General features: G+C 65.4%; 14 protein-coding genes. 8 read left to right on the forward strand and 6 right to left on the reverse strand.

Annotated features, from left to right (window positions below; genetic code table 11):
* Positions 1-17: 17 nt before the first annotated feature.
* The 5 genes from N803_RS17755 to wecC form a co-directional block, all read right to left on the reverse strand.
* Positions 18-1,049 carry a serine O-acetyltransferase gene (locus N803_RS17755; protein WP_052112426.1) on the reverse strand — a complete coding sequence of 344 codons (1,032 nt, stop codon included), beginning with the start codon at positions 1,047-1,049 and terminating at the stop codon, positions 18-20.
* Positions 1,049-3,745, reverse strand: a complete 2,697-nt coding sequence (locus tag N803_RS16810) for a heparinase II/III domain-containing protein (RefSeq protein WP_035907490.1) — start codon at positions 3,743-3,745, stop codon at positions 1,049-1,051. Before N803_RS16810 ends, N803_RS17755 begins: the two co-directional genes overlap by 1 nt.
* Positions 3,742-4,476, reverse strand: coding sequence for a DUF6270 domain-containing protein (locus N803_RS16815; RefSeq protein ID WP_156969843.1), 735 nt, complete (start codon positions 4,474-4,476; stop codon positions 3,742-3,744). The genes N803_RS16810 and N803_RS16815 overlap by 4 nt, the downstream gene beginning before the upstream one ends.
* Entirely contained in the window at positions 4,473-8,912 is a 4,440-nt protein-coding gene (locus tag N803_RS16820) for a glycosyltransferase (RefSeq protein WP_156969844.1), read from the reverse strand. The genes N803_RS16815 and N803_RS16820 overlap by 4 nt, the downstream gene beginning before the upstream one ends.
* 116 nt (positions 8,913-9,028) lie before the next feature.
* Positions 9,029-10,312, reverse strand: a complete 1,284-nt coding sequence (gene wecC / locus N803_RS16825) for a UDP-N-acetyl-D-mannosamine dehydrogenase (protein WP_084764637.1) — start codon at positions 10,310-10,312, stop codon at positions 9,029-9,031.
* Between the two features lie 114 nt (positions 10,313-10,426).
* On the opposite strand from wecC, the gene N803_RS18445 reads away from it, so the two are divergent.
* The 7 genes from N803_RS18445 (at position 10,427) to N803_RS16855 (ending at position 17,986) form a co-directional block, all read left to right on the forward strand.
* Positions 10,427-11,251 (forward strand): hypothetical protein, encoded by an 825-nt coding sequence (locus N803_RS18445; RefSeq protein WP_156969845.1) that lies wholly within the window; start codon positions 10,427-10,429, stop codon positions 11,249-11,251.
* A gap of 45 nt (positions 11,252-11,296) precedes the next feature.
* Positions 11,297-11,764, forward strand: a complete 468-nt coding sequence (locus tag N803_RS16830) for a hypothetical protein (protein ID WP_156969846.1) — start codon at positions 11,297-11,299, stop codon at positions 11,762-11,764.
* Complete coding sequence (locus N803_RS17760; RefSeq protein WP_052112427.1) at positions 11,761-13,944, forward strand: glycosyltransferase family A protein; 2,184 nt, start codon at positions 11,761-11,763, stop codon at positions 13,942-13,944. Before N803_RS16830 ends, N803_RS17760 begins: the two co-directional genes overlap by 4 nt.
* A 1-nt stretch (position 13,945) precedes the next feature.
* Complete coding sequence (locus N803_RS16840) at positions 13,946-14,641, forward strand: hypothetical protein (RefSeq protein ID WP_035907494.1); 696 nt, start codon at positions 13,946-13,948, stop codon at positions 14,639-14,641.
* On the forward strand, positions 14,631-15,710 hold the full coding sequence (locus N803_RS16845) for a glycosyltransferase (RefSeq protein WP_035907496.1): 1,080 nt from the start codon (positions 14,631-14,633) through the stop codon (positions 15,708-15,710). The genes N803_RS16840 and N803_RS16845 overlap by 11 nt, the downstream gene beginning before the upstream one ends.
* Positions 15,710-17,008 (forward strand): glycosyltransferase family 4 protein, encoded by a 1,299-nt coding sequence (locus N803_RS16850; protein ID WP_035907497.1) that lies wholly within the window; start codon positions 15,710-15,712, stop codon positions 17,006-17,008. Before N803_RS16845 ends, N803_RS16850 begins: the two co-directional genes overlap by 1 nt.
* A 147-nt stretch (positions 17,009-17,155) precedes the next feature.
* On the forward strand, positions 17,156-17,986 hold the full coding sequence (locus N803_RS16855; protein WP_035907498.1) for an ATP-grasp fold amidoligase family protein: 831 nt from the start codon (positions 17,156-17,158) through the stop codon (positions 17,984-17,986).
* A 9-nt stretch (positions 17,987-17,995) separates the two neighbouring features.
* Here the strand turns inward: N803_RS16855 and N803_RS16860 are convergent, their stop codons facing one another.
* Positions 17,996-19,912, reverse strand: a complete 1,917-nt coding sequence (locus tag N803_RS16860) for a glycosyltransferase family protein (protein ID WP_035907499.1) — start codon at positions 19,910-19,912, stop codon at positions 17,996-17,998.
* A 101-nt stretch (positions 19,913-20,013) separates the two neighbouring features.
* Here N803_RS16860 and N803_RS16865 point away from each other — a divergent pair, with 101 nt between their 5' ends.
* Positions 20,014-21,099 carry an SGNH/GDSL hydrolase family protein gene (locus tag N803_RS16865; RefSeq protein WP_035907500.1) on the forward strand — a complete coding sequence of 362 codons (1,086 nt, stop codon included), beginning with the start codon at positions 20,014-20,016 and terminating at the stop codon, positions 21,097-21,099.
* Positions 21,100-21,216: the final 117 nt, after the last annotated feature.

Raw genomic sequence — 21,216 nt, forward strand, 5'->3', positions numbered from 1 at the left:
CGACGAATTCGCCGAGGTCATTCCCGAGGCGTCACGGTGCCGAGGTATCCGTCATAGCCCACAGATGAGGACCCGATGACCGTGGCTGGGATGCCGGCCACCACGGAGTCGTCGGGGACCTCCCGCGTGACGACAGCGTTGGATCCAACGACGACCCGATTCCCGATGCGCCCCCCGACACAGACGGCGTTGGCGCCGATGAAGACGTGGTCACCGATGACGGGGAGCACGTTGCCGCGCGCGCCAATGGTGACGTTCTGGCCGATCTTGCAGTTGCGACCGATCACGGCACGCGAGTGCACGACCACCCCGATGCCGCCGTAGCCAAAGCTTGTGCCGTCGCCGATCTCGGCGGTGAAGGGGATGACGCTGTTGAAGCGGGCGTGGATGAACCGCTTGACCGTGGTTGCCCCGTCGGTGAGGCCATTGAGGTGCAGCGTCCGGGAGAGCCGGTATGCCGTGACGGCGGTGTGCGCTTCCAGGGCCTTCGCGACCGTGGGGTGCAGAGTCCCACGAAGGGGAACCTCCTCGTAGTCGGCGACGCCAGTCGGCCGGCGACCCACCCCGATGATCGGCCCGCTCGACACCGAGCTGTCGGGAGCGAGGACGGGAAGCCCGTGCACTTCAGCTCCGACGTGCCCCCGGTCCGGGTCGATCAGTCCGGCCACGGGCTGCGAGGACTGGAGGATGAGTGCGAGTGCGATCGACTGCGGACCGACTCCCCAGACGTGCACTGCGGCCGGAACACCGCCCTGGGGATCTCGAGGAGAACGGTGGACGAGGCTGTCCGACCGATGGGTTTGCGTGGTCCCGTCCGGGTGACGGACATAGACCCTGACGGTGAAGCGACCGGACGTGGCGAGGTTGAAGCGCGCCTGCGGTGTTCGTGACCACGCACGCCGCTCGAGAACGTCCTTTCCATGGATGAGGTAGAACGCGTAGGTGGCCCGGGGCGTCGGCTCGACCTCTGCCACGAGCTGGTGGAGATTCTCCACGCGAACGTCCACAGCCAACGCCTGATCGACGCCGCCGACCTCGTGGGATGTCATCAGTCCACCACCACCCAGTCGGTGGTCCCTGCGATTGCCTCAACGTCGCCGGGGTTGCGGCCGAAGACCCTCACCCGGTATCGCCCGGCCGGAAGGTCGGTCCAGGTCAGATAGGGCGACGGGCCGTACGGCAGGGCTGACACCAGTTCTCGATCCCGGAACAGGCGACCGGCATACTCCTTCCGGTTCCCCGCGACGACCATGGCTGTCACGGAGGCTCCACGGCGGGTGGCGACGGCGGTGACTCCCCGGTCGGTATCGCCGTCGGTGCCGTTGTCCAACGACGAGAGGAACGCCGTCAGCGCTTCGCGGTAGACCGGCCCAATATCGGCGTGCCGAAGTCCGGGCAGGACCATGAGTGAGGCGTCCTGTCCCAGGTCGTTGAGGTGCTCGACGAATGGCAGCACGTGCCCCTTGTAGTGGTGGTCTGCGTCTCCGACAACGATGGAGATGGACGGGAAGGCACTCGCCTTGCTCGTCCCGTCTCCGGCCACCTCGGTGGCGAGGTCGTAGAGGGCGGCGTCCAGCTGGGCCACGTGCTCGGCGCCGGTACCGCCTGTCATCAATTCCAGGATGTTGGGGTGCGGCTTGGCGACGAAGGAACCGATCCGCGTTTGCGGTGCACCCACGAAGATGTGGCCTGCGCCGGCGGCCAGACCATGGATGAGGGCCCCCGTCCCGCCCTTCGAGGAGCCAACCGTGATGAGGTCGGCCGGGGTGAGGCCCAATTCGGTGAGTGTCTTTGCAATGAGGTCCTGGACCGTCGTGAAGATGCCGCGATCCCCGTGGTCCTGCAGGTAGTAGGCACCCTGGTCGCCGAAGTCGTCAAGGATGTACAGCGCGTGGAACGGAGTCTGATCCACGGTCGCCCGATAGTTGTAGGTGAAGTCGCCGGGCTGGTGAACCGCAGTGAACACGACGATGAGGTGTCCGGAACCAGCCGCCGAGCGAGCCGGAACCTGCTGATAGTTCAGGCCCACCTGGCCCTCGAAGCGCTGCCAGTGTTGCTTCGGATCCACGAGGCCGCGATCGCGGTAGGCGAAATCCCCGAGACGCATGATCGTCCGCACCTCGAGTGACGCACCACGGAACGCCACCCGGACGACATTGGCAGGTTCGGACTCTCCGAAGGCCGGGAAGCGCCACCCCAGATGCGTCGGGCGTGACTGGCCCCTGCGCACGCTCAGGCTGAGCGGGACGGGAGCCTCGATCGTGGCATCGAGCAGTTTGATCCCGTCGTGATACAGCTCGAATCCGTGGCCATGCGCGACCACGTCGACCTCCGGTCCGATGTTCCACAGGAGTTCGTATGCCGCGTCGTCACCTTGGCGGGTCACGCGGTCGAGGACCTCGATCCGCGTGATGCCGTCCGGCTCGTCGATGGTGAGAGTGCGTTCGTGCACCGTGTCCACCAAGCGGGCGTTGCGCCCCGTGACGGTGAAGCCGTCGGCTCGGACCGAATCGGCGGACATCGTCACGGTGTCGAGAGGGCCGCCGGTGCGGGGGATGCTCGTGCCGTTGACCACGAGCGTGTTGTGGGCGAATTGGGAGTAGCCGTAGCGCGTCAGGGGATCCTGATAGTTGTAACCGTGCGGGCCAGCCTCGCTGATGAGGTCCACGCCGCCGCTGCGCACCACGAAAGAGTTCTCGTCGGCGTGCTTGTGATAGCCGTCGTTGTAGGCGCACTGAAAGAAGACAAACGTGGCCTTGTCGTCACCCCAGGCCGAACGGTAGGCCGCGTAACCGGAGTGGGGGAGGACGAGAACCCGCTCCGAAGGGCGAGTGCCCTCTCTCCCCGTGGTCGCGGCGTAGGTGAACTCGGGGTCACCAAAGATGGAGGTGGCGCCGACGAGCGAAACCTGCTGCGTGTCGCTCACCGGAGGGAAGACGCCATTGGGCATCACGGCATGGGTCGCGTACACCGAGAGGTTGTGCATGAGGTCGTCGAAGCGTTGCGTGTCCTCGTGCGAGATGGCGTGGAGAACCTCGACGAACTCCTTCACCGAGCGCGACACCATCACGTGGTAGGTGGGGGTGTTCTCGACGTGAACCCCCTCGGCCGTGAAGCAGGCCAGGAAGTAGGCCCTGAGGCGTTCGATGGCCCGCTCGAGGAAGAGCGCTCTGTCGGCCTGCGTGCGCCACGTCGCCAGACCTGCGTAGGTGACGAGGGAGAGGTCCTGGAACATCCCGTGGTTGTTCAGACCGGCATGGAAGTCGTTGTCGTGGAGCAACTCCGCCGTGCGGTCAAGGAAGCCCTTGTACCAAGCGAGGTCCTCGGGAGAGAGGTGCTCCTCGAAGACCGGCAGAAGCGCGAGATGGACGGTGAGCCGCTGCGCCGTGGTCTCGTCGTGGTAGGCCATGCCCGAGTCTTCGGACGGTTGCGGGAACTGCTGCTCCCACCGGCGAGTGAGGTCGAGAACCTGCGAGGCGACGTCGGCAGGCTCTGCATGTGTGGAGACGTAGTTCGGAAGGTCGGGGAGGAACAGGAAGCCGTGGATGAAGCGCGCCCGAGACCTCTCCGATTCGGTCGACCACACACGGCCAGAATCCAGCGGCATGTCGCCGAATCGTGGAGATTCGATCACGCCCTGCTCGATGAGTCGTCGGGCTCGGTCTCGCTGCTGCTGCGAGTTGCCGGACGGCAGTCGGCGCCGGACGAGCGCCGACAGGGCCTCGAGTTGGCTTGGCCCGATCATCGATCTGCTCGGGTCGTCTGTATCGCCGTCGCCAGGTAGCGGTATGCGTCGTCGGTGTAGTGGAAAGGACTCGGGCCCCACTTGTGGTCACGGCTGGAGAGGGCGAGGTCCTCAGGGAGTTCGACGATGGTGAAGCCCAACCTCGAGAGGACGTCGAAGTAGCGGGCGTAGATCGTGTTTGCCTCCACGGGCGGCGTCATCCAGTCCGGAACGGGAACCGCGCCACCGTCATCCAACTGATCCGCCCACGGGGTGCGGAGAACCACCGTCCTGTCGAACAGGTTCAGCTCCTGCAACCGGTCCGCAACCCGTCTGATGGCAGGTGTCCAGAGATCGAAGTGCTCCTCGGACCCGAGGGCGACGTGTCGATGCCCCCTCAAGGTCTCGCGCCCTCCGGCGGACCAGATCTCGGCCAGCTTGGTGACAAAGCCGTCGCCGACCTCGATCACGCCACCCCGCTCATCGACGAGGTCCATGAGGAGGACCTCGATCTCGGGGGCCAGCCTTTCGGCGACAGCGAGGAAGTCTCCGCGGACATCGCCTCCGACCATGCGGTTCTGGAAGGCCGAGGGGAGGGTGTTGAGTTGCTTCTGCAGGCCGTGCACGGGCGACCCGACGCTGATCGCCGACTGTCGTGCGACGTAGGTGAGCAATCGCCAGTCTTCAGGCAGGAACTCGAAGGTGTCCCGCGAGACACAACTGCCGTAGATCAGCACCCTTGTCTCGCTCATGAGGAGGTCACCGTGGGGGACAGGAGGGTGATCAGCCGATCGAGGACGGCACCTTCCTCGAAACGGGCGACGCTCTCGGCGCGATAGCCCTCGGGGTCGCGCTCCTCCGAGGCAATGCGCTCGACGATGTCGTTGACGGTCGCGCTCAGCCATGCCCGCGGGTAGACGAGGTCGGCACCGTCCCAGCCGATGACCGCCGGAAGGGCACGGCTCGCGGCACCATCGGCGATGGTCAGGTGGAACGACTCGAAGTCGCTGACCGACAGCACCACGCCGACCTTCTGGTACCACTCCGCCATGTCATTGCCGTGCCCGTCGAAGACCACGGCCCCGGGGCGGCGCGCGTTGAGGGCCTTGATGCGCACGTATTGCGCCTCGTACCACGCGAACTCATGGGGTCGATCCTTCATCCACGGGTAGTCCTCGGGTCCTTTGCCCTTGATCCTCAGGGTGTGGGGGAGCCCGCGCGCCTCGAGTGCCTCAATCACGTCGAGGGCGAGATCGAGTCTCTTGCGGGCGGGAACCGTGCCGACGAAACCGATGCTGGTCGCGGCGCCCTCAGACTTGGGCAGGTCCAGGCCGTCGGTGTCGACGAGGTTGGGTACGACGACGCTCTTGTCCGCCGGGACGCCGTGGCTCTGGATCGCTGCCTGACGGACGAGCTCACCGACGAAGACGTACTTCGCAATGCGGTCGTGATTGATGCGACGCAGATAGGGGAGGGTCAGTTCCTGCAGGTGAACGCGCACGACGACGTGCTGGCCGGGGCGCGCGTGCTCCGAATACCAGACGGCGTTGCCGAGTCCCCACTCACAGAGGATGACGTCCGCCTGCTGCAGCAGCTCAAGTGATCGCTGCTCGTCATGCGCCGTGTGCGAGGTCCATTGATCCAGCTCGACGTGCGCCCCCTGCGCGCGCAACTCCTCGATGAGCGACGTGGCGAACTTGAGGTCATGGCCGGCGATGACGACCCGAAGTCCCGCGATGCGCGCGGTCGGGCCCTCGATGGGCTCGCGAGCCGAAATCGCCTCTGGTGCAACCGAACTCATGACCGAGGGGAAGCGGAGGAGCACCCCGTCGGAACCCTGGGCGGTCAGGGCAGTGTCGAGGTCCGGATGCCTTGCCGCGGCGGTCGTCGACACGAGTCCCGACCGCGTCCCTCCCGCCGTCGTCCGCTCGGCAAGGGGGACTCCCGCCAGCAGGTCCGAATCCACGGAGTCGACGATCCGTTCCCACGGCCCGAAGGCCTCCGCGTGGAGGAGGTCCTCGAAGCGCGTTCGCGACACGGCCTCACCGAGCCTGCCGACGAACGTGGCAGACGTCCCCGGTATGCCGGTGCCGTCCCACGGCTGCACGCGCGTGACCTCCCGGTCGAAGGCCGACGCAACCTGCTCGAGTGCGTCGGCACTGACGAAGACGTCGGCCGGCGGCACCGACTGTGCGGCCAGGGACCGCAGGACGGGAGCTTCGACGGAATCGAGCACCACGGCATACGAGGGTCGTGCGGGTCCGGCGACAGGAAGGCCTGCGGTCCGGGCGACGATCGTCAGGGCCGCGTCGACCGTGTGGGACCGCAGCACCGCGCGCATCTGGAGCCAGGCTTCCGCGAGCCGGGCCTGCGGGTCGGTCGCCCAGGAACGCAGGAGAGCGCGCCACACCAGAGGGTCGGCCGACGTGGGGATGACCGACCCGAAGGTCTCGTCGATCCCGCGACCCGGGCCCGACAGAACGACGCCGCCACTCGCAGCGACCTCGACGACCCGCCGCGAGAACATGCTCGGCGAGTCGGCGACGGAGTTGACGTTGAGGTTGGCGAGGTGAGCCTTGTAGGAGTCGATGACCTCGGAGTACGGCAGCGAGCCGCGCACGTTGCCGCGGAAGGCCGGTGGGAAGCGATAGGGCGAGTCCGGGTTCGACGCCTGACGGTCATAGATCGTCAGGCCGAACGGGCGGCTCGTCTCGAGCAGCAGTGACAGTTCCTTGGACCGCTTGGCATACCGCTCGCCGTAGAACGTCCCGGCGTAGGCAACCGAGTGCTCATAGGGCAGGGCGCCGGCCAGCGGGTTGTGGATCTTCGGCTCTGCATAGAACGGCAGGGCAGACGCCGTGCGGACCTCGCCCACCCCGGCCTTGAGGTAGGGCTGGATGCGACCGGCATCGGTCGTGAAGACGTGATCACACAGGGATGCCGTCGCGACGAACCGCTGGAAGTGGATCGGGTCTTCCTTGTTCCAGAAGACCGACGGGACGCCGAGTTCGCGCGCGCGGGTGAGCAGCGCAACGACGTCGGCGTGCTCCTCGTCGTCGTAGCGCCCGACCCCGCGGTGCCACGTGCCGCCGTTGCCGTTCCATGCGGATTCGACGAAGACGAGGTCGAGGCCGTCGAGCTGCTCGCGCCACCCGTGCCGATCCAGCGGAACGACGTGCAGGGAGGCTGACAGGGTCTCGGTGGTGAACTCGTCGGCGATCAGTCCGACACGGAGCGTCGAGAGTTGCCGTCCGCTTCCGACGGATTCGGTATGCCGGGTGCTCGCCTCCCGATGCACCCCGCCGATCGTCGTGGCGAGCCTGTCCCAGCTGCGCTCGTCGAGGCACCACAGGCGCCCCGTTCGCCCCAGGTCGGCACGCAGGTCGGGTGTGTCGATGAGCCGTTGCAGCACGTCGGCCAGCGCGGTGGAGTCGCCGGCGGGGAACAGCAGGGCGCGTGCCTCATCGGCGCCGGCGATGTCGCGGTGGGGAGCCACGTCGGACAGGACGACGGCCTTGGCGCTGCTCATCGCCTCGAGCGGCTTCAGCGGCGAGACCATCTCGGTGACCGGCAGGGAGTGCCGTGGGCAGGGCATGATGTCGAACAGGCTGAGCAGGCGCGGCATGTCGGCGCCGGGAACTCGACCGACGAATCGAACGGTCTCGGCCAGATCCAACTGCTCGACCTGTTCGGCGAGGGCCTTTGCGGCAGAGCCGGATCCGGCGATCACGACCTGGAAGTCGACCTCGCGTTCACGGAGCGTGGCAGCGGCCTCCACGAGGGTGTCCAGCCCTTCGTAGGGCACCATGCTCCCCGCGAACCCGATGACGGGCACGTCCGTGCGGACGCCGAGCTTCCCGGCATACGCCATGTCCTTGGGAAGCGGGAGGAACTCCCGCGGCGTCACCGCGTTCGGCGCGAGGGTGATGCGTTCGGACGGCACACCGCGCCGGACGAGTTCGTCGCGCGTCTGGCGCGTGATGGCCAGAACACTGTCGGCCTCGGTCGCCACGAGGGTCTCCAAAGAGACCTGAACGGCGTAGCGCTCCGAGGAGTCCCAGCCCGGCTTGTTGGATGCCTCGGTGATCTCCCACAGGCCGCGCACTTCGTAGACGAAGGGGATGCCGAGACGTCGTGCGGCGATCAGCGCCGCAAGGCCCACCCGGAAGTTCGACGCGGACTGGATCACGCTGGGGCGCTGGAGGCGTGCCTCCCGGACGAAGGCGTCCGCGCACTCGAGGATCCAACGGTCGGCGGGAGTGGGCGCCAGCGCGCTTCCGGGGAGGTGGACGTAGGTGACGTCGTCGACGGGGACCTCGTGGCGGGTGGTGGTCCGCGGCTTGACGTCGGCCTTGGTGTCCCAGGGGTAGCCGGCTCGCCCCACCACGACGACGTCGCTGCCGGCGTCACGCAGGCCGGAGGCGACTCCCTGCGTGCGGACCGAATAGCCGTTGGTGTTGTAGGCCGGGGTGGAGTGAACGCAGTACATGATGCGTCCGGGCTCCGGCAGATAGGCCGCTCCGGGGGCGCGGGGCGGGACGGGGATCCCGTCCCTGAGGATGCGATCGCCGGCAAGGATGCGCTCGGCGAGTTCGCTGCTCCGGGCGTCGAGTTCGACCGCCACGTCGGCGTGCTCACGAAGCATTGCCGCCGGGGTGCTGAGCAGACCGCGGTCGTACCAAGCGCGCGTGAGGACGTGGCCCAGCCGCTCTGGGGTCCGCTGGTCGTGGAACCGCCCGACAAGCTCCTCGAAGGAATACTCCCTCAGCTTCCGTTCGGGTTGGGCGGGAGTCGGCCCATGCCCATTCGCAGGCGGTGGAGTGCTCGGCACCGACTTGCTGGGTGCCTTCGACGTTGAGGAATGGGGATCGGCCGTCAATTGCTTGGGTGCCGGAGCCTCGGTGCCCGGGCGGAACAGGGCCATCGGCTTGGTGAGCGTGCGCCCGATGCGGTAGGCCCGACCGGTGCGCAACCTCTTGAGGTCAGCCTTGAGCCGCTTCGATTCGGCACGGTAGGCATCGAGCGCGGCAGTTGAGCTTCCGAGCCGTCGCTTCAGGTCCTTGTTGTCGCGCCGGAGCTGCTTGAGTTCCTTTGCATCCTTCTCGGCCTGCTTGAGCTTGCCGCGTGCAACTCGGTCTCGCCTGCGGAGGTCCTCGAACCGGACCCGGAGGTCCTCCGGATCGCTCATCAAGTCCGCAAACAGCCGCCGCGTGAGGTCGGCTTGGTTGCGACGCTCGTCGTCGTGCACGTGTTTCCCCGGGTTCTGCCAGTGGTTTCGGTGGGTGGTCAGAAGGACATGGCGGGTTAGCGCCAGACGCCACGCGTGTCGATGATGGCCTTCTCGGCCAGGGTCGCGCGATCGAGGTGCTTGAACTCCTTGTGATCGACCAAGAGCACGACGATGTCGGCCTCAGCGATGGCTTCCTCAGTGCCCGACAGGCTCACGTTCCCGCTGGAGGCGAGCGCCGTAGGAAGTTCATCGATGTTGGGTTCGACCGCGAGGATGCGGGCATCGGCGTGACGGGCGGCGAGTTGCTTGGTGATTTCCAGGGCAGGGGACTCACGCAAGTCATCGATATCCGGCTTGAACGCCAGACCCAGGGCGGCAATGACCGGCGTCTTGAAGCGGTCCGCGCGTTCCTTGACCTTGCTCAGGACAACCTCAGGCTTGTGGTCGTTGACCTCGCGCGCCGTGCGAATGAGGCGCGCCTCCTCGGGAACCGCGCTGACGATGAACCAGGGGTCGACCGCGATGCAGTGTCCGCCCACTCCCGGTCCGGGCTGCAGGATGTTGACCCGCGGGTGCTTGTTCGAGAGTTCGATCAGTTCGAAGACATCGATTCCGAGCCTGTCGGCGATGACGGAGAGCTCGTTGGCGAAGGCGATGTTGACGTCACGGAACGAGTTCTCGGTGAGCTTGGCCATCTCGGCGGTGGTGGCATCAGTCAGGTGCAACTCGGCGTCGCAGAACGTTTGGTACAGGTCTCGCGCGCGCTCCGCGGCCTCACGCGTCAGGCCACCGATGATGCGGTCGTTCGTGACGAGCTCGATCATCACTCGACCCGGGAGGACCCGCTCCGGACAGTGGGCGAAGTGGACAACCGGGCGTCCGTCCGAGCCATCGAGGCTGAGGTCCGGCCTTGCATCGAGAACACGCTTGGCCATGTGTTCGGTGGCGCCGGGCGGGGAGGTGGACTCGAGGATCAGCAGCTCCCCACCGCGCAACTGCGGAATGATCCCGTCCGTGGCAGCGTCGATGTAGCTGAGATCAGCTTCGTAGCCGTCCTTGAACGGCGTGGGCACCGCCACGATGTACGTGTTGGCCTGGGGGGTGTCCTTCTGCGCCGACAGCATGCCCTGACTGACCGAGCCGGCGACGTGGGTCGCGAGGTCGGGTTCGACGAAGGGGACCTCACCGCGATTCACCGCGTCGACGTGCTTGTCGCTGACATCGACGCCAATGACCTTCACCCCGTTGCTGGCCAGGATGGCGGCCGTGGGGAGGCCGATGTAACCGAGGCCGATGACAGCGACGGTGGAGGAGTTGTGCACGGTGTGGGCCTTGTCTGCGTATTGAGGGGTGTTCACGGCGAAATCTACCAACTTGGGAACCGGGGTCAGGCCTGCTTCCTCTGGCCCTCGCAGCGTCGCTGGTCCACACGAGTCAGCGATGCGCGTTCGCTAGGATCCGCCCATGCCTTCGTGCCCGGCCTCGACGACCACTTCAATCTTGGGTGCGGCACCGGCCCGAGACTGGCCCACCGGCTGCGAGCTTCGTGCGTGAGCGGTGGTCAGTCAGTGACTCCCATTCCGAATCAGGTCGTTGACGAGTTAGCTGGACTGGTCCCGGTCTGCGATGTCGATGACGTCGTGAAGTTCGAACCGAGCCCACTTCCGGGTGCAACGCGGTACAAGTGCGAACTTGCGTCGGCACTCCCGCTGGAAGCCCTTCTTCTCAACGCTCAATCCGACACGCTCGTCGTGAGCTTCCACGGAGCGCTCAACCGCGAGACGTATGAGCTTCCTCGCTTCGAGCGACTCAAGTCACTGCGGGAGACAGGGTTCTCCTCGCTGTATTTTGCCGACCCCGGGTTCCATCAGGATCCACGCCTCCAGCCCACGTGGTTCGCCGGGACCGTTGACGTGGATCTCTATCCACTACTTGCTGATTGGACCATTTCGGCAGCTCGCTCCATCGGAGCACGTCGCGTGATCTTCTCCGGATCGTGCGGAGGCGGTTTTGCTGCGCTTCAGGTCTCCGCGTTGGTCCCACAGAGTTTTGCGCTGGCATTCAACCCCCAGACGGCCATCTCAAAGTATCTGGACGGTGGCTCTTCGTATGGCGCGCAGCGCGGATTTGTCGATCTCGCCATGCCGTCATTGGCTCCGAACGGGTTTGGCTCTCTCGAATCGGATGTTGACTGGGCCGCGCCCTTGGGCGATCGATTGACGGTGCTCCAGCGATACTCGGTTCCGCGGGGAAACCAGCCCGATGGTGTTCTCAGATGCGCTGAGAAGGACAATTGAGTGGTCCCGACCCCTTGGCGAGCGGGGTTGTGTTGAGTTGTGATCGTGCCGATGACAGGAGCCACGCAAGATGAGGGGACGGATGTGACATCAGAATCTGTCTACACACTAGATCCGATATTCCATGCCGCTTCTCTGGAGATGAGCGTCGAGGTGCTGTCGGGACTCGTCCGCGATCGGACCTATCTCGTGGCTCTGGATGCCGTCGACCCTGAAGGTCAGCTGGTCGAGGCCCCAGACCTGTCCTGGCCGTACTCAAAGAGTTTGGACTGCGTGTTCGCGTACCTCAGTGCCACGTCGGGTGGATACGTCGATCTTCCGAAGGTGACCTCACGCGCCCCCGTCTCTACCTTCCGCCTCCGTGTTCTCCCGTGGGCAAAGGGGAAGTCTGGGCCACCCCCGGAGGTGGAGTTTGGGCGACTGGTCTACCGATACGGCACCGCACCCCTCCCGGTCGGGTCCGGGACGCCCCGATGGTTCGCCGGTGTCATCACCCCACAGGTGGTGGCATGAACACTGGGCTGAGTGTCTCTGTCATCCTTCTCCCCGACGGTTGGTCCGACACACTTTTGCGCGCGACCATTGATAACCTCCGCCGGGCGCTCGGCTCCGTTCAGGGTGAAATCATCCTTGCTTCACGGGATCATTCCGGCCTGGAGGAGCCGTCTTGGATCGAGGCGGCGGCTCTGGATACCGGCTGCCTCTTCGTGCCATCCGTTGCCCGGACACGCGCCGGGACGTTCAACTCTGCAGCGGCGGTCGCTGGTGGAGAGTTCCTGCTCATCGCCGACGAAGACTGGTTCTTTCCCGATGGGGCTGTGGCGGCAGCGCTGGAGTCCTTGACGTCGCGAGATGGTTCTCACGCCGGGGTCTTCGAACGACGTGACGTAGCTGGGGCGCAGGACCTGACTTTGCTGGTCGAGAGCATCAGTGCCAGCTCGATGCGCTACGTGGAGTCGACGCCGCGCCCGCGCTGGAACCGAGGGATGGCCATGCTGTGCAGGGCAGACCTCTTCGTGCGGCTCCGAGGACTCGACGAACGAGAAGCATTCGACTCCCATGTCGGGTGGGACCTGTGTGTCAGGCTTGGGCGGGCCGCGGAGACCATCGAGTGGTTTGCAGAGCCACAATTGACCGCGTATCACGCGCTTGGTGGAACCTGCCCAGATCCGGCACGGCATGGTCCGGAAGGTGATCACCACCGACGCAATCGGGTGGCCCTCCTGGAAGAGGACCCGTCGATCTACCGCAATTTGATCGACTGGTCGGTGCCACGCGAACTGAGGCGGCCACTGGTGTCCGTTTGCATCGCAACGCGGGACCGAGGCGACTACATCGCCGAGAGCATCAAGTCGGTCTTGGCCCAGACGTTTGCCGACTTCGAGGTGATCGTGGTCGACGACGGGTCCACTGACACCACTCGCGAAGCGGTCGCAGCGATCCAGGATCCACGTGTTCGGTATGTGTTTCAGTCACCGAGCGGCATCAGTGCTGCGCGGAACCGCGGAGCAGACGAATCCCGTGGATTCTTCACGGCCGTCCACGATGACGATGATCTGATGCTGCCCTGGCGCTTGGAAGCGGGACTTGCTGCACTGAACAAGGATGTCGACGCCACCTTCGGTGCTTGGGTGAACTTCGACGACGAGACTGCCGCGATGGTTCTGCATGCCACGCGCGAAGCTTTCACGCAGGAACTCCTCGCGTTCAATGGCATGGGCCCGGGGCATGCCACTTGGCTGCTTCCGACGGCGCTGGTGCGGCGGGTCAGGTACGACGAGACACTGTCTGCCGCGGTCGATATCAACCTTGCGTCGCGCCTGATGTGGAACGGCGTTCGTTGGACACACACCGGAAAGGTCCACTTCATTCGGCGGATCCACCACCGGCAGGTCACCGCGGTCGACGGGGGGCGGCAGCGTTCGGCCGCTCTCCTCACCAGATACGCCGCCATCCTGCCTGCCGCCGCATCTGGCCGGAGATCGTTGCGGAAGGCGGCCGGCGAGATAAAGCCTCCGGCGATCAAGGAGAAAGCCGACCTCTTCCGCTCTTTCGGCGTCTACCTGCCTGACCACCTCGTGCGCCGTACCGGATTGATCGTGAACAACGCGACGAACAAGATCATCGCCTTGGATCGTTACGACGCAGTGAGTTACATGCTGGCCGAACACGACCTCATGACTGGGAAACTTCGATTCGAGTTCAGCGAGGTGGATGAGTTCACCTGGGACGACATCGTGCGGATGCGCGACGCCGGTTTGGTCGGGATCCAACTCGGTGCCGTGAGGCGTCATGGCCCGCCACCCTCGACGGCCGGGGAAGCAGAAGCCGAGGGTCTCCCACAGCCCCGAAGAGCTGCGGCAGCCATCGAGCGACGGCTCGGTGATCTCATGACCGACCTCGACAAGCGAGGCAAGTCGCCTGCATGGCTGATCAACCCTTCGGGAGATCTGACGGAGCGGGAAATTGCACTGCTGGGCGAGCCAGCGCGCGCAGTGCGGCTTTCGGCGGCCAGTGAGGGCGGAGGCCGTGTTCGCATGGACGCGGTTGGGTACCCCTTCTGGTCGCAGGCACTCAGGGCCATGCGCCAACTTCGCCCCTGCTTGGAATCGGGAAGATTGGTCTATTTGGACTCTGAGGCTCGCGACTGGCGAACTCTGATCGATGCATTGACCGGCGAGGAGGGGATCTGAGGTGGAGATCCTGCTCAAGGAACAACCCGACGGCAAAACGATGATCGAGCTTGCCCCCGTAGGGCCTGCGGAGGCACGACCCCACTTGTCAAGGCTGCTCATTGACTCCCCCATTGACAAGCTCCCGGGAGACCGCCTGGCCGTGGCGTCGGCTCTGATATTTCAACAGCATTTCCGAGGAATGGTCCGGTTGCCCAAACCTGTGTCGCCGGAAATCGCTGCGCACCTGACCAAACTCCGACAGCCAGTCTGGTGTTCCGTGGGACCCGTGGACGACACGGGCAGCCAGCACGGAGGTCGCGGTACCACTCTCGTGCTTGACATTGACCATGCGTGGCTGGAGGCGGCGAACACGGTTGATTCCGGCGCGCGCGTCGTCGTGACCCTTCTTCGCGGCGACAAGTGGTCGGGGCGAATCTTTTCGATGGATCGCCTCGCTGTGGCGAGCAACGTCTGGCTTTTCGACTCGGGTGAGGACTCGGTTCGAGCGCTGACCCCATATCTGGGAGTGGCTCTTCTTCTCGGCGGCGACCTTGAATGCAGCCGGATGTACTTGCCGCATACTCGACGGCCAGATCCGGAGTGGGAGACCTACGTCACGACTCTTATGTCAGCAATCGGTGTCGAACTCACCTTCTGCACACCGACTGACGTCGGTCACCTCCTTCGTGATAGCGGGGTTTCTCGTGTCCGGTAAGCGCATTTTCATGCCAGCCCGCACAGTCGCTGACTGGGGAGGGCTCCATGAATACATTGAGGGCGCCTCACGCTCACTCGTCGCAGCGGGCAACGAGGTGACCGTTGCCTGTGCTTCAGGGCTTGTCGCCGATCGCGTGCGGGCCACTGGGGCGACGGTCATCGAGGTGGACTGGGCAGATTGGAAGCCAGTCGGTGACCTTCTTCGAACGTCGGACCGCTACGACATCGTGTTCGCTCACGCCTCAGGCGCCCGAGATCTGGCGCTGTATGTCAATGAGGCTTGGGGCGCCGACTTGTATGTCATGTGCCACGGGGCGTTCCACGACTACGTCTACACCTGGTCGGACAAGGTCACAGCCTTCCTTGCTGCGAGTCCCAGCCTGGTTGACTTCTTGGTCAGGATTGGGAAAGTCGACCCCTGGAGGGTTGAGATGGTCGCGAATGGAGTTCCTGACCACGTTCTTGAGATGCCGTTGAAGACTCTGGAAGAGAAACTCTCCGACGGTGTCGGCCGCATCGTCATGGCGTCCCGGATCGCGCAGGACAAAAGCGCACAGTTTCCGGTCGCTCGCGAAGTTCTCTTGGCATGCCAGCAGGCTATTCCGAATGTCAAATGGCAGCTCGACGTATTGGGCGATGGACCGCTTCGACCCCGCATGGAACGCGAAATGGGGCGGTTTGCCGCAAGCCATGGGCTCGATGTCAATTTCGCCGGCTGGGTACCCCCCGAAGAAGTACCTATTCGGATGAACTCTGCCGTTATCGGACTGGTGGCAGGGATGGGGGGTATTAGAACGCTGGCTGCTGGCGCCCTCTGTGTTGGCGTCGGTGCCCGAGACAATGTGGGCCTACAGGTTGGCCAGAATCTCAGGGCGGGCCTGTGGAGCAATTTCGGCGACCATGGGTGCCCCCAATTCACCGCGACACCGATTGCGGATGATATTCGGACGTACCTCAGAACAGGACCGTACGAGGAGGCGCAACAGATTGGTCGACTCGCCGTGAAGCGAGCCAGAGCCGCCTCAGTCGTGGACGGAGCGCTGCTCTCTGCCCTACAGGCGGGCTGATGATCGCGCAGAGTTCGTCCGCTCGGAGTCACGAGGCCATCGTCTTGGTCACGAATGCCTACCCCAGTGATGAGGACCTGTATCGATATGGATTCGTCCACACGCGCGTCAAGGCCTATCTCAAAGCAGGTCTGAAGCTGGATGTGTACTGCGTTGACCTCCGCCGCGACTCGGAAGCGACCTACGTGTTCGACGGGGTTACCGTTGTTACGGGTCCGCCGGCCGACTTCCAGAGCTGGGTCTCTGTGCGTGGACGCGCTACCTATCTGGTTCACTTCCCGGTGAAGTACATGCTCGAGCCACTGAGACAGTTGAGGCCCGAACCGCGCGTGATCATGTGGTTTCACGGATACGAAATCGAGGCATGGCATCGGCGTTGGTTCAACTTCCTCGATGATGACACAACGACCGCAGCGTCATTGATCCACCTCAGGCAGCATTCGACAGAGGCCCTGGCGTATTTGCGTGACTTCCTGAAAGATCGGCCGCTCGCCCAGTGTGTCACCGTGTCCGACTGGTTCCGCCACTTCGTCGTGGAACCAGACCTGGGTCTCATGCCCAGGCACTTCAGTGTCATCCCCAACTTTGTCGACCCGGGCCTGTTTCGATTCGAGAACAAAGCGCCCGACCACTCACGCAAGGTGCTCGTGGTCCGGCCGTTCACCTCGCGCAAGTACGCCACCGAGTCGGTCATCCAGACCATCGTGGAGGTCGTCAGGAGGACGGGCGCCAGCGAGTTCCAATTCAGCGTCTTCGGTGAGGGCCCTCTTTTCGCTGAGGCAGAGGCGTCCCTTCGTGGATTGCCGAACGTGGCTCTCCATCGACGCTTTCTCACCCGTGCCGAGGTCGCCGAGCAGCACCGCCTGCACGGCATTTACCTCAACCCGACCGTGTGGGACTCGCACGGCGTCTCGACCTCCGAAGCGATGTCCTCGGGTCTCGTGCCGGTGACGACCGATGTCTGCGCCGTCCCGGAGTTTGTCACCGACGATGTCAGCGGCATCCTTGCACCGCCTCATGACATCGACGCGCTGGCCGAGGGCATCATCGAACTGGGACGTGATCAGGCTCGCCACCGGCGTCTGTCTCGTCGTGCAGCCGAGGACACGGCCCGCCAGTGCGGCTGGGACGCCACGATCGCTCGGGAGCTGGCGCTGATCGACGGGACCGGGTCGACCGACACTGTCACCGCCCCCCGATCCGACGTGGACTGGATGGCCAGATACCGCTTTCTCGAGGCGCAGTTCGAGGCTGCCTTGATGGAAGCCAAGAAGTCCATGGCCCCCGACCACCCTTGATCTGCGTCACGGAAACAGCTGGGAGTCGGACACGATTTCGACTGCATCGTCTCCACCACGCATTTCCCGAAACGCCTGCGAACGAATTCCTGACAGTCCTACCCTGTCCATCAATCCGGCCAAGACTGGTGAAGGGAGGGGGGCCACGTGACTGTCGCGTGGACACAGCGCATCGCCATGCGCAATGCAGGGAGGGAGCAGGACGTCCCGTGGTGGGTCAACGACAAGTACAAACTCCACATGTTCTGCGCCGAGCACGGCTACCCGGTCCCCCGACCGTTCGCCTTCTGGCGGACACCCGACGAGATGGACCTCGGGGTTGGGCCGGACAGGTTCGTCCTCAAGCCGACCGTGATGTCGTCGTCATGGGGGGTCATGCTCCTTGAGCGGCTCGGGGACGGGACGTACTTCGAGCAACTGTCGCGACGTACGTTGACGCAGGCGCAGATTCTGGCTGAGCAGGTGCGGGTACACGACCGCTGCAAGTACAAGAGCTCATATCGCCTCATGGTCGAGGAGTGGATCGAAGGGCCCGGTCCTGACAAACGGATACCACTCGACTACAAGGTGTCCGTCTTCTACGACGAGCCGCGGCACGTGTTGCAGATTGACAGGAATCCCCAGTCGATCGAGCTGGCCTTTTTCGACGGGGGCTTCAACGTGCTCACGCTTCCGGGCTCGGTGGAACTGGATCCCAGTCGGTCACTCGGCCAACCTGTGCGCCCGAGCGAGGCCGAGGAGATGTTGCAAGTGGCAACACGTCTGACCACGCAGCTGAGGACGCCGTTCATGCGTGTCGACATGTTCGTGGGACCTCGCGGGCCAGTGATCGGTGAGTTGACCGCTTCGCCCGGCGGGGCCTTCTACGGAAACAGCCACAAGTACAGCGATGCGTACGACGAGGAGCTGGGTCAGGCATGGGCTGCGGCCGAGGAGCGGATCCACCGAGACGGCCGGGCCCAGGAGGAGGATTGCTGACCGAGGTGGCTACGCAAATGCGTGGGTACTGACCTGACCGTAGACAAGCACTCGCGCATTCGCGAGCATTTCCACCTCTGACGCTTCCCAGGTGTGTCGCACCGAAGTGTGCCGCATCTGCACGAAGTTGAACCTGTCGGCCGAATACACCGACCCGCCGCCGGCCACGACGTCGCGCAGGAAGCCGGTGTCCTCCCCTCGTCCGACGTCGGCGAACGGATACGCTTGCGCCACCGCGCGCCACGTGACGATCGTCGGTCCCATGACGAGATCGGTGAAGCGGTGCTCGCGCTCCGGGAAGCGCACGATCGTCACGTCGAGCGCCTCGAGCCACATGTGGTGGGCCTGCTTGCCGACGACGTCCGCCCCCGAATAGTCCAGGGCGAACAACTGATCACGCAGATAGTTCGGCCCATAGACGTCGTCGTCGTCCATCTTGGCCACGACCTCGCCGGAGGCCGCCTCGACGAGCCGGTTGAGACACGAACCCAATGACGTCGTCGACGGTTCGGTGAGCAGCACGACCCGAGTCAACCCCAACTCGGCGGCTCGGGCCACCACGTCGAAATCGGGAGTGAACCCGTGCGTCAGGAGAACCAGCTCGACGTCGACGCCCACCTGGCCCGCGACGGTGCCCAGCACGTGCTCGAGTTGGTGCGGACGGTTCGTCGACACGAGAGCGCTCACGGACGGCATACGCGACGCTTCTGACCCAGCCGCCCCCACACCGGCAGCCGTCAGCACGTCGTCGAGCCGACGGGTGTACGTGTGCTCCGACCAGATCCTTCGCTGCGCCGCGTGGACGGTGTGGTCGCGCAGCTCCGGACTGTTGACGAGGGCGCGCAGCGTCCACTCCGCCTCCTCGCGCGTCCCGACCTGGAGCACTTCATCGGCGGGGAAGAACTCACCGATCGCGCGGCTCGGCGTCGACACGACCGGCGTTCCGCACGCGGTGATCTCGAAGATGCGCCGCGCACACATCGACGGCGAGCCCACGATGGAGTTGACGTTGAGGAACACCTTGTAGGCCCGATATGCCGTGAGCATCCGCGCATAGTCGAGCGACCCGACGACGCGCTCGTCCAGCGGCGCCGGGAACTGGTAGCGCTCGTCGCCGCCGAGGTAGCGCGAGAAGATCTCGAGCCCGGTCTCCATCCGCGGCGACACGGCGTCCGCGGCCCCGAGGAGGAGGTCCATCTGCTCGCGGCGCTCGGGGTACTTGTGCGCGAAATACATTCCGCCGAAACCGATGTCGCGACTCTGGTGCTGCCCGCTCGCGAGTCGTACGGGGTTGTGGATCGACTGCTGCACCGCGAACGGCAGCACCCCGACCCGCTCGTGCCCGAGGTCGTGTCGATAGTCCGCGACCCGGTCCGAGTCGGTCGTCCAGACGTGATCGAAGAGCCGGGCCGTGTCGAGGAACTCCTCGTAGTGGACCGGGTCTTCCTTGTTCCAAAAAACAGTGGGTATGCCGTGTGCTCGGCACCACGAGACGAGTTCCGTGAGTGCCGGGCGGGGAGCGGAGGTGCCGGTCAGGTGGTACTGCCACGCGTCGTTGTTGCCGTGCCACGCCGACTCGACGAAGAGCAGGTCGATGCGCGGTTGATCGACCTGATCGGGCCACGCATCGGGGCTGAGCGCCACTTGGTCCCACTCGTAGGCCAGCGCGAGGCTCGTGAAGTCATCGAGGATGACGCCGACGCGCAGGTCGGGGCGGCGCGGTGCGCGCTCGGGCATGGGCCACGGTGGAACCTCGAGGCCCTCCGTACCCATCCGGATGGTGCCGCGGGCACGGTGGGAGTCGATCCGGGTCCGGCGCCGGTGCTTGCGCAACTGCTCGAGACCACCGTGGCGCAGGTGCCACAGGGCCTGCCGGGCCTCGGTGAGGCGGGCAGGGGTGCGCCCTCGGGCAGGGTCCGGATTCACGACGTCAACATAACGAATGGAGCGCACCGGGCCGGTCCCGGCCAGTCCTCCACGGACTTCGCGTTTCGGTGCGCTAGGGGGTCCTGTTGCAGAATGGACGGGTGAAACGCTTCCGGGGCACCGACGTCGGCCTGGGTGTCCTGGCCATCGCGGTCAATGTCGCCCTGGTCGTGGCTCTCGTTGTCTGGGTGAGTGGACGCAACGACGAGCCGCCCCTGCCGACCGGAGCATCTCCCACACCCACCGCGTCGAAGAGCACGTCCGCCTCCGCTTCGCCGAGCCCGACGCCCTCGACAGCTGCCGCGGCCATCCTCGCCCGCACCACCCCCGTCACCCTCGCGGTGCTCGGTGACCAGACGAGCGACGGCAAGAGCGAATGGGTCGCGAACTTCGCCGAGCTGCTCGGCCGCACCCGCCAGGTGACCCTGCACCAGCTGGACCCGCAGGACCCCACCATCTATGCGGCTGACCAGACCTTCGGCACCGAAGGCCCCGAGGTCACCATCTACAACGGCAGCCGCGCAGAGGCCCAGGCCGACTACGCCGCCAAGCGCCTGTCCTTCCTCGCGCCCCGCAAGCCCGACCTCGTCGTCCTCAACTACGGGCGCAACGACTCGGCCAGCCAGATCCGCGGACGCCTCGACCGCACCCTCGCCGCCGCGCGCAAGGCATGGCCCGAGACCCTCGTGGTCGCGACCTTGCAGGCACCCACCGCGGACGACGGCGACCAGGACGTGCGCGAGCAGTTGGCCGAGTGGGCCGACGAGAACGGCGTCCCGACCCTCGATGTCGCCCAGGAGTTCCTCGACACGGGTGAGCCGAACGCCTACGTCTCCACGAGGGACCGGACCGCCATGTCGGGTCAGGGTGACCGCCTGTGGGGGCGGACGGCATACCGGCTGCTCGTCGGGACGGAACCACCCGAGGTCGAGACCACCGAGCCGTCGGCAACCCCGTCCGAGACGACGGAGGCGGCCACCCAACCGTCAGCGACGCCGCGCCAGACGTCTCGTCCGCGCACGACGACCCCGCCGGAGACGACGACGCAGCCCACCTCGACCCCGGATCCGGAGGAGACGCCGAGCTTCACCCGCCGACCGACACCGACGATCTTCCCGACGGTCACCCTGCCGCCCGAGCCGGGCACGGACGAGCCGCAGGGCAGCGACCCCACTCCGGTCGGCTGATGCAGTCAGAAGACAGGCAGGGCATGAACGACGAGCAGGCCCGACCGACCCGCGAGGAGCTGCTCGCCCAGGCAGAGGCTGCCCGGGCCGAGGCGCGGGCGCGCGCGGCGGGCGAGC

The organism is Knoellia subterranea KCTC 19937 (assembly GCF_000768685.1).
Lineage (GTDB): Bacteria > Actinomycetota > Actinomycetes > Actinomycetales > Dermatophilaceae > Knoellia > Knoellia subterranea.

Bases quoted from the DNA above. Each gene is read 5' to 3' on its own strand.
- N803_RS17755 (WP_052112426.1), bottom strand. From the start codon at position 1,049: ATGACATCCCACGAGGTCGGCGGCGTCGATCAGGCGTTGGCTGTGGAC.
- N803_RS16810 (WP_035907490.1), bottom strand. From the start codon at position 3,745: ATGATCGGGCCAAGCCAACTCGAGGCCCTGTCGGCGCTCGTCCGGCGC.
- N803_RS16815 (WP_156969843.1), bottom strand. From the start codon at position 4,476: ATGAGCGAGACAAGGGTGCTGATCTACGGCAGTTGTGTCTCGCGGGAC.
- N803_RS16820 (WP_156969844.1), bottom strand. From the start codon at position 8,912: ATGAGCGATCCGGAGGACCTCCGGGTCCGGTTCGAGGACCTCCGCAGG.
- N803_RS17760 (WP_052112427.1), top strand. From the start codon at position 11,761: ATGAACACTGGGCTGAGTGTCTCTGTCATCCTTCTCCCCGACGGTTGG.
- N803_RS16850 (WP_035907497.1), top strand. From the start codon at position 15,710: ATGATCGCGCAGAGTTCGTCCGCTCGGAGTCACGAGGCCATCGTCTTG.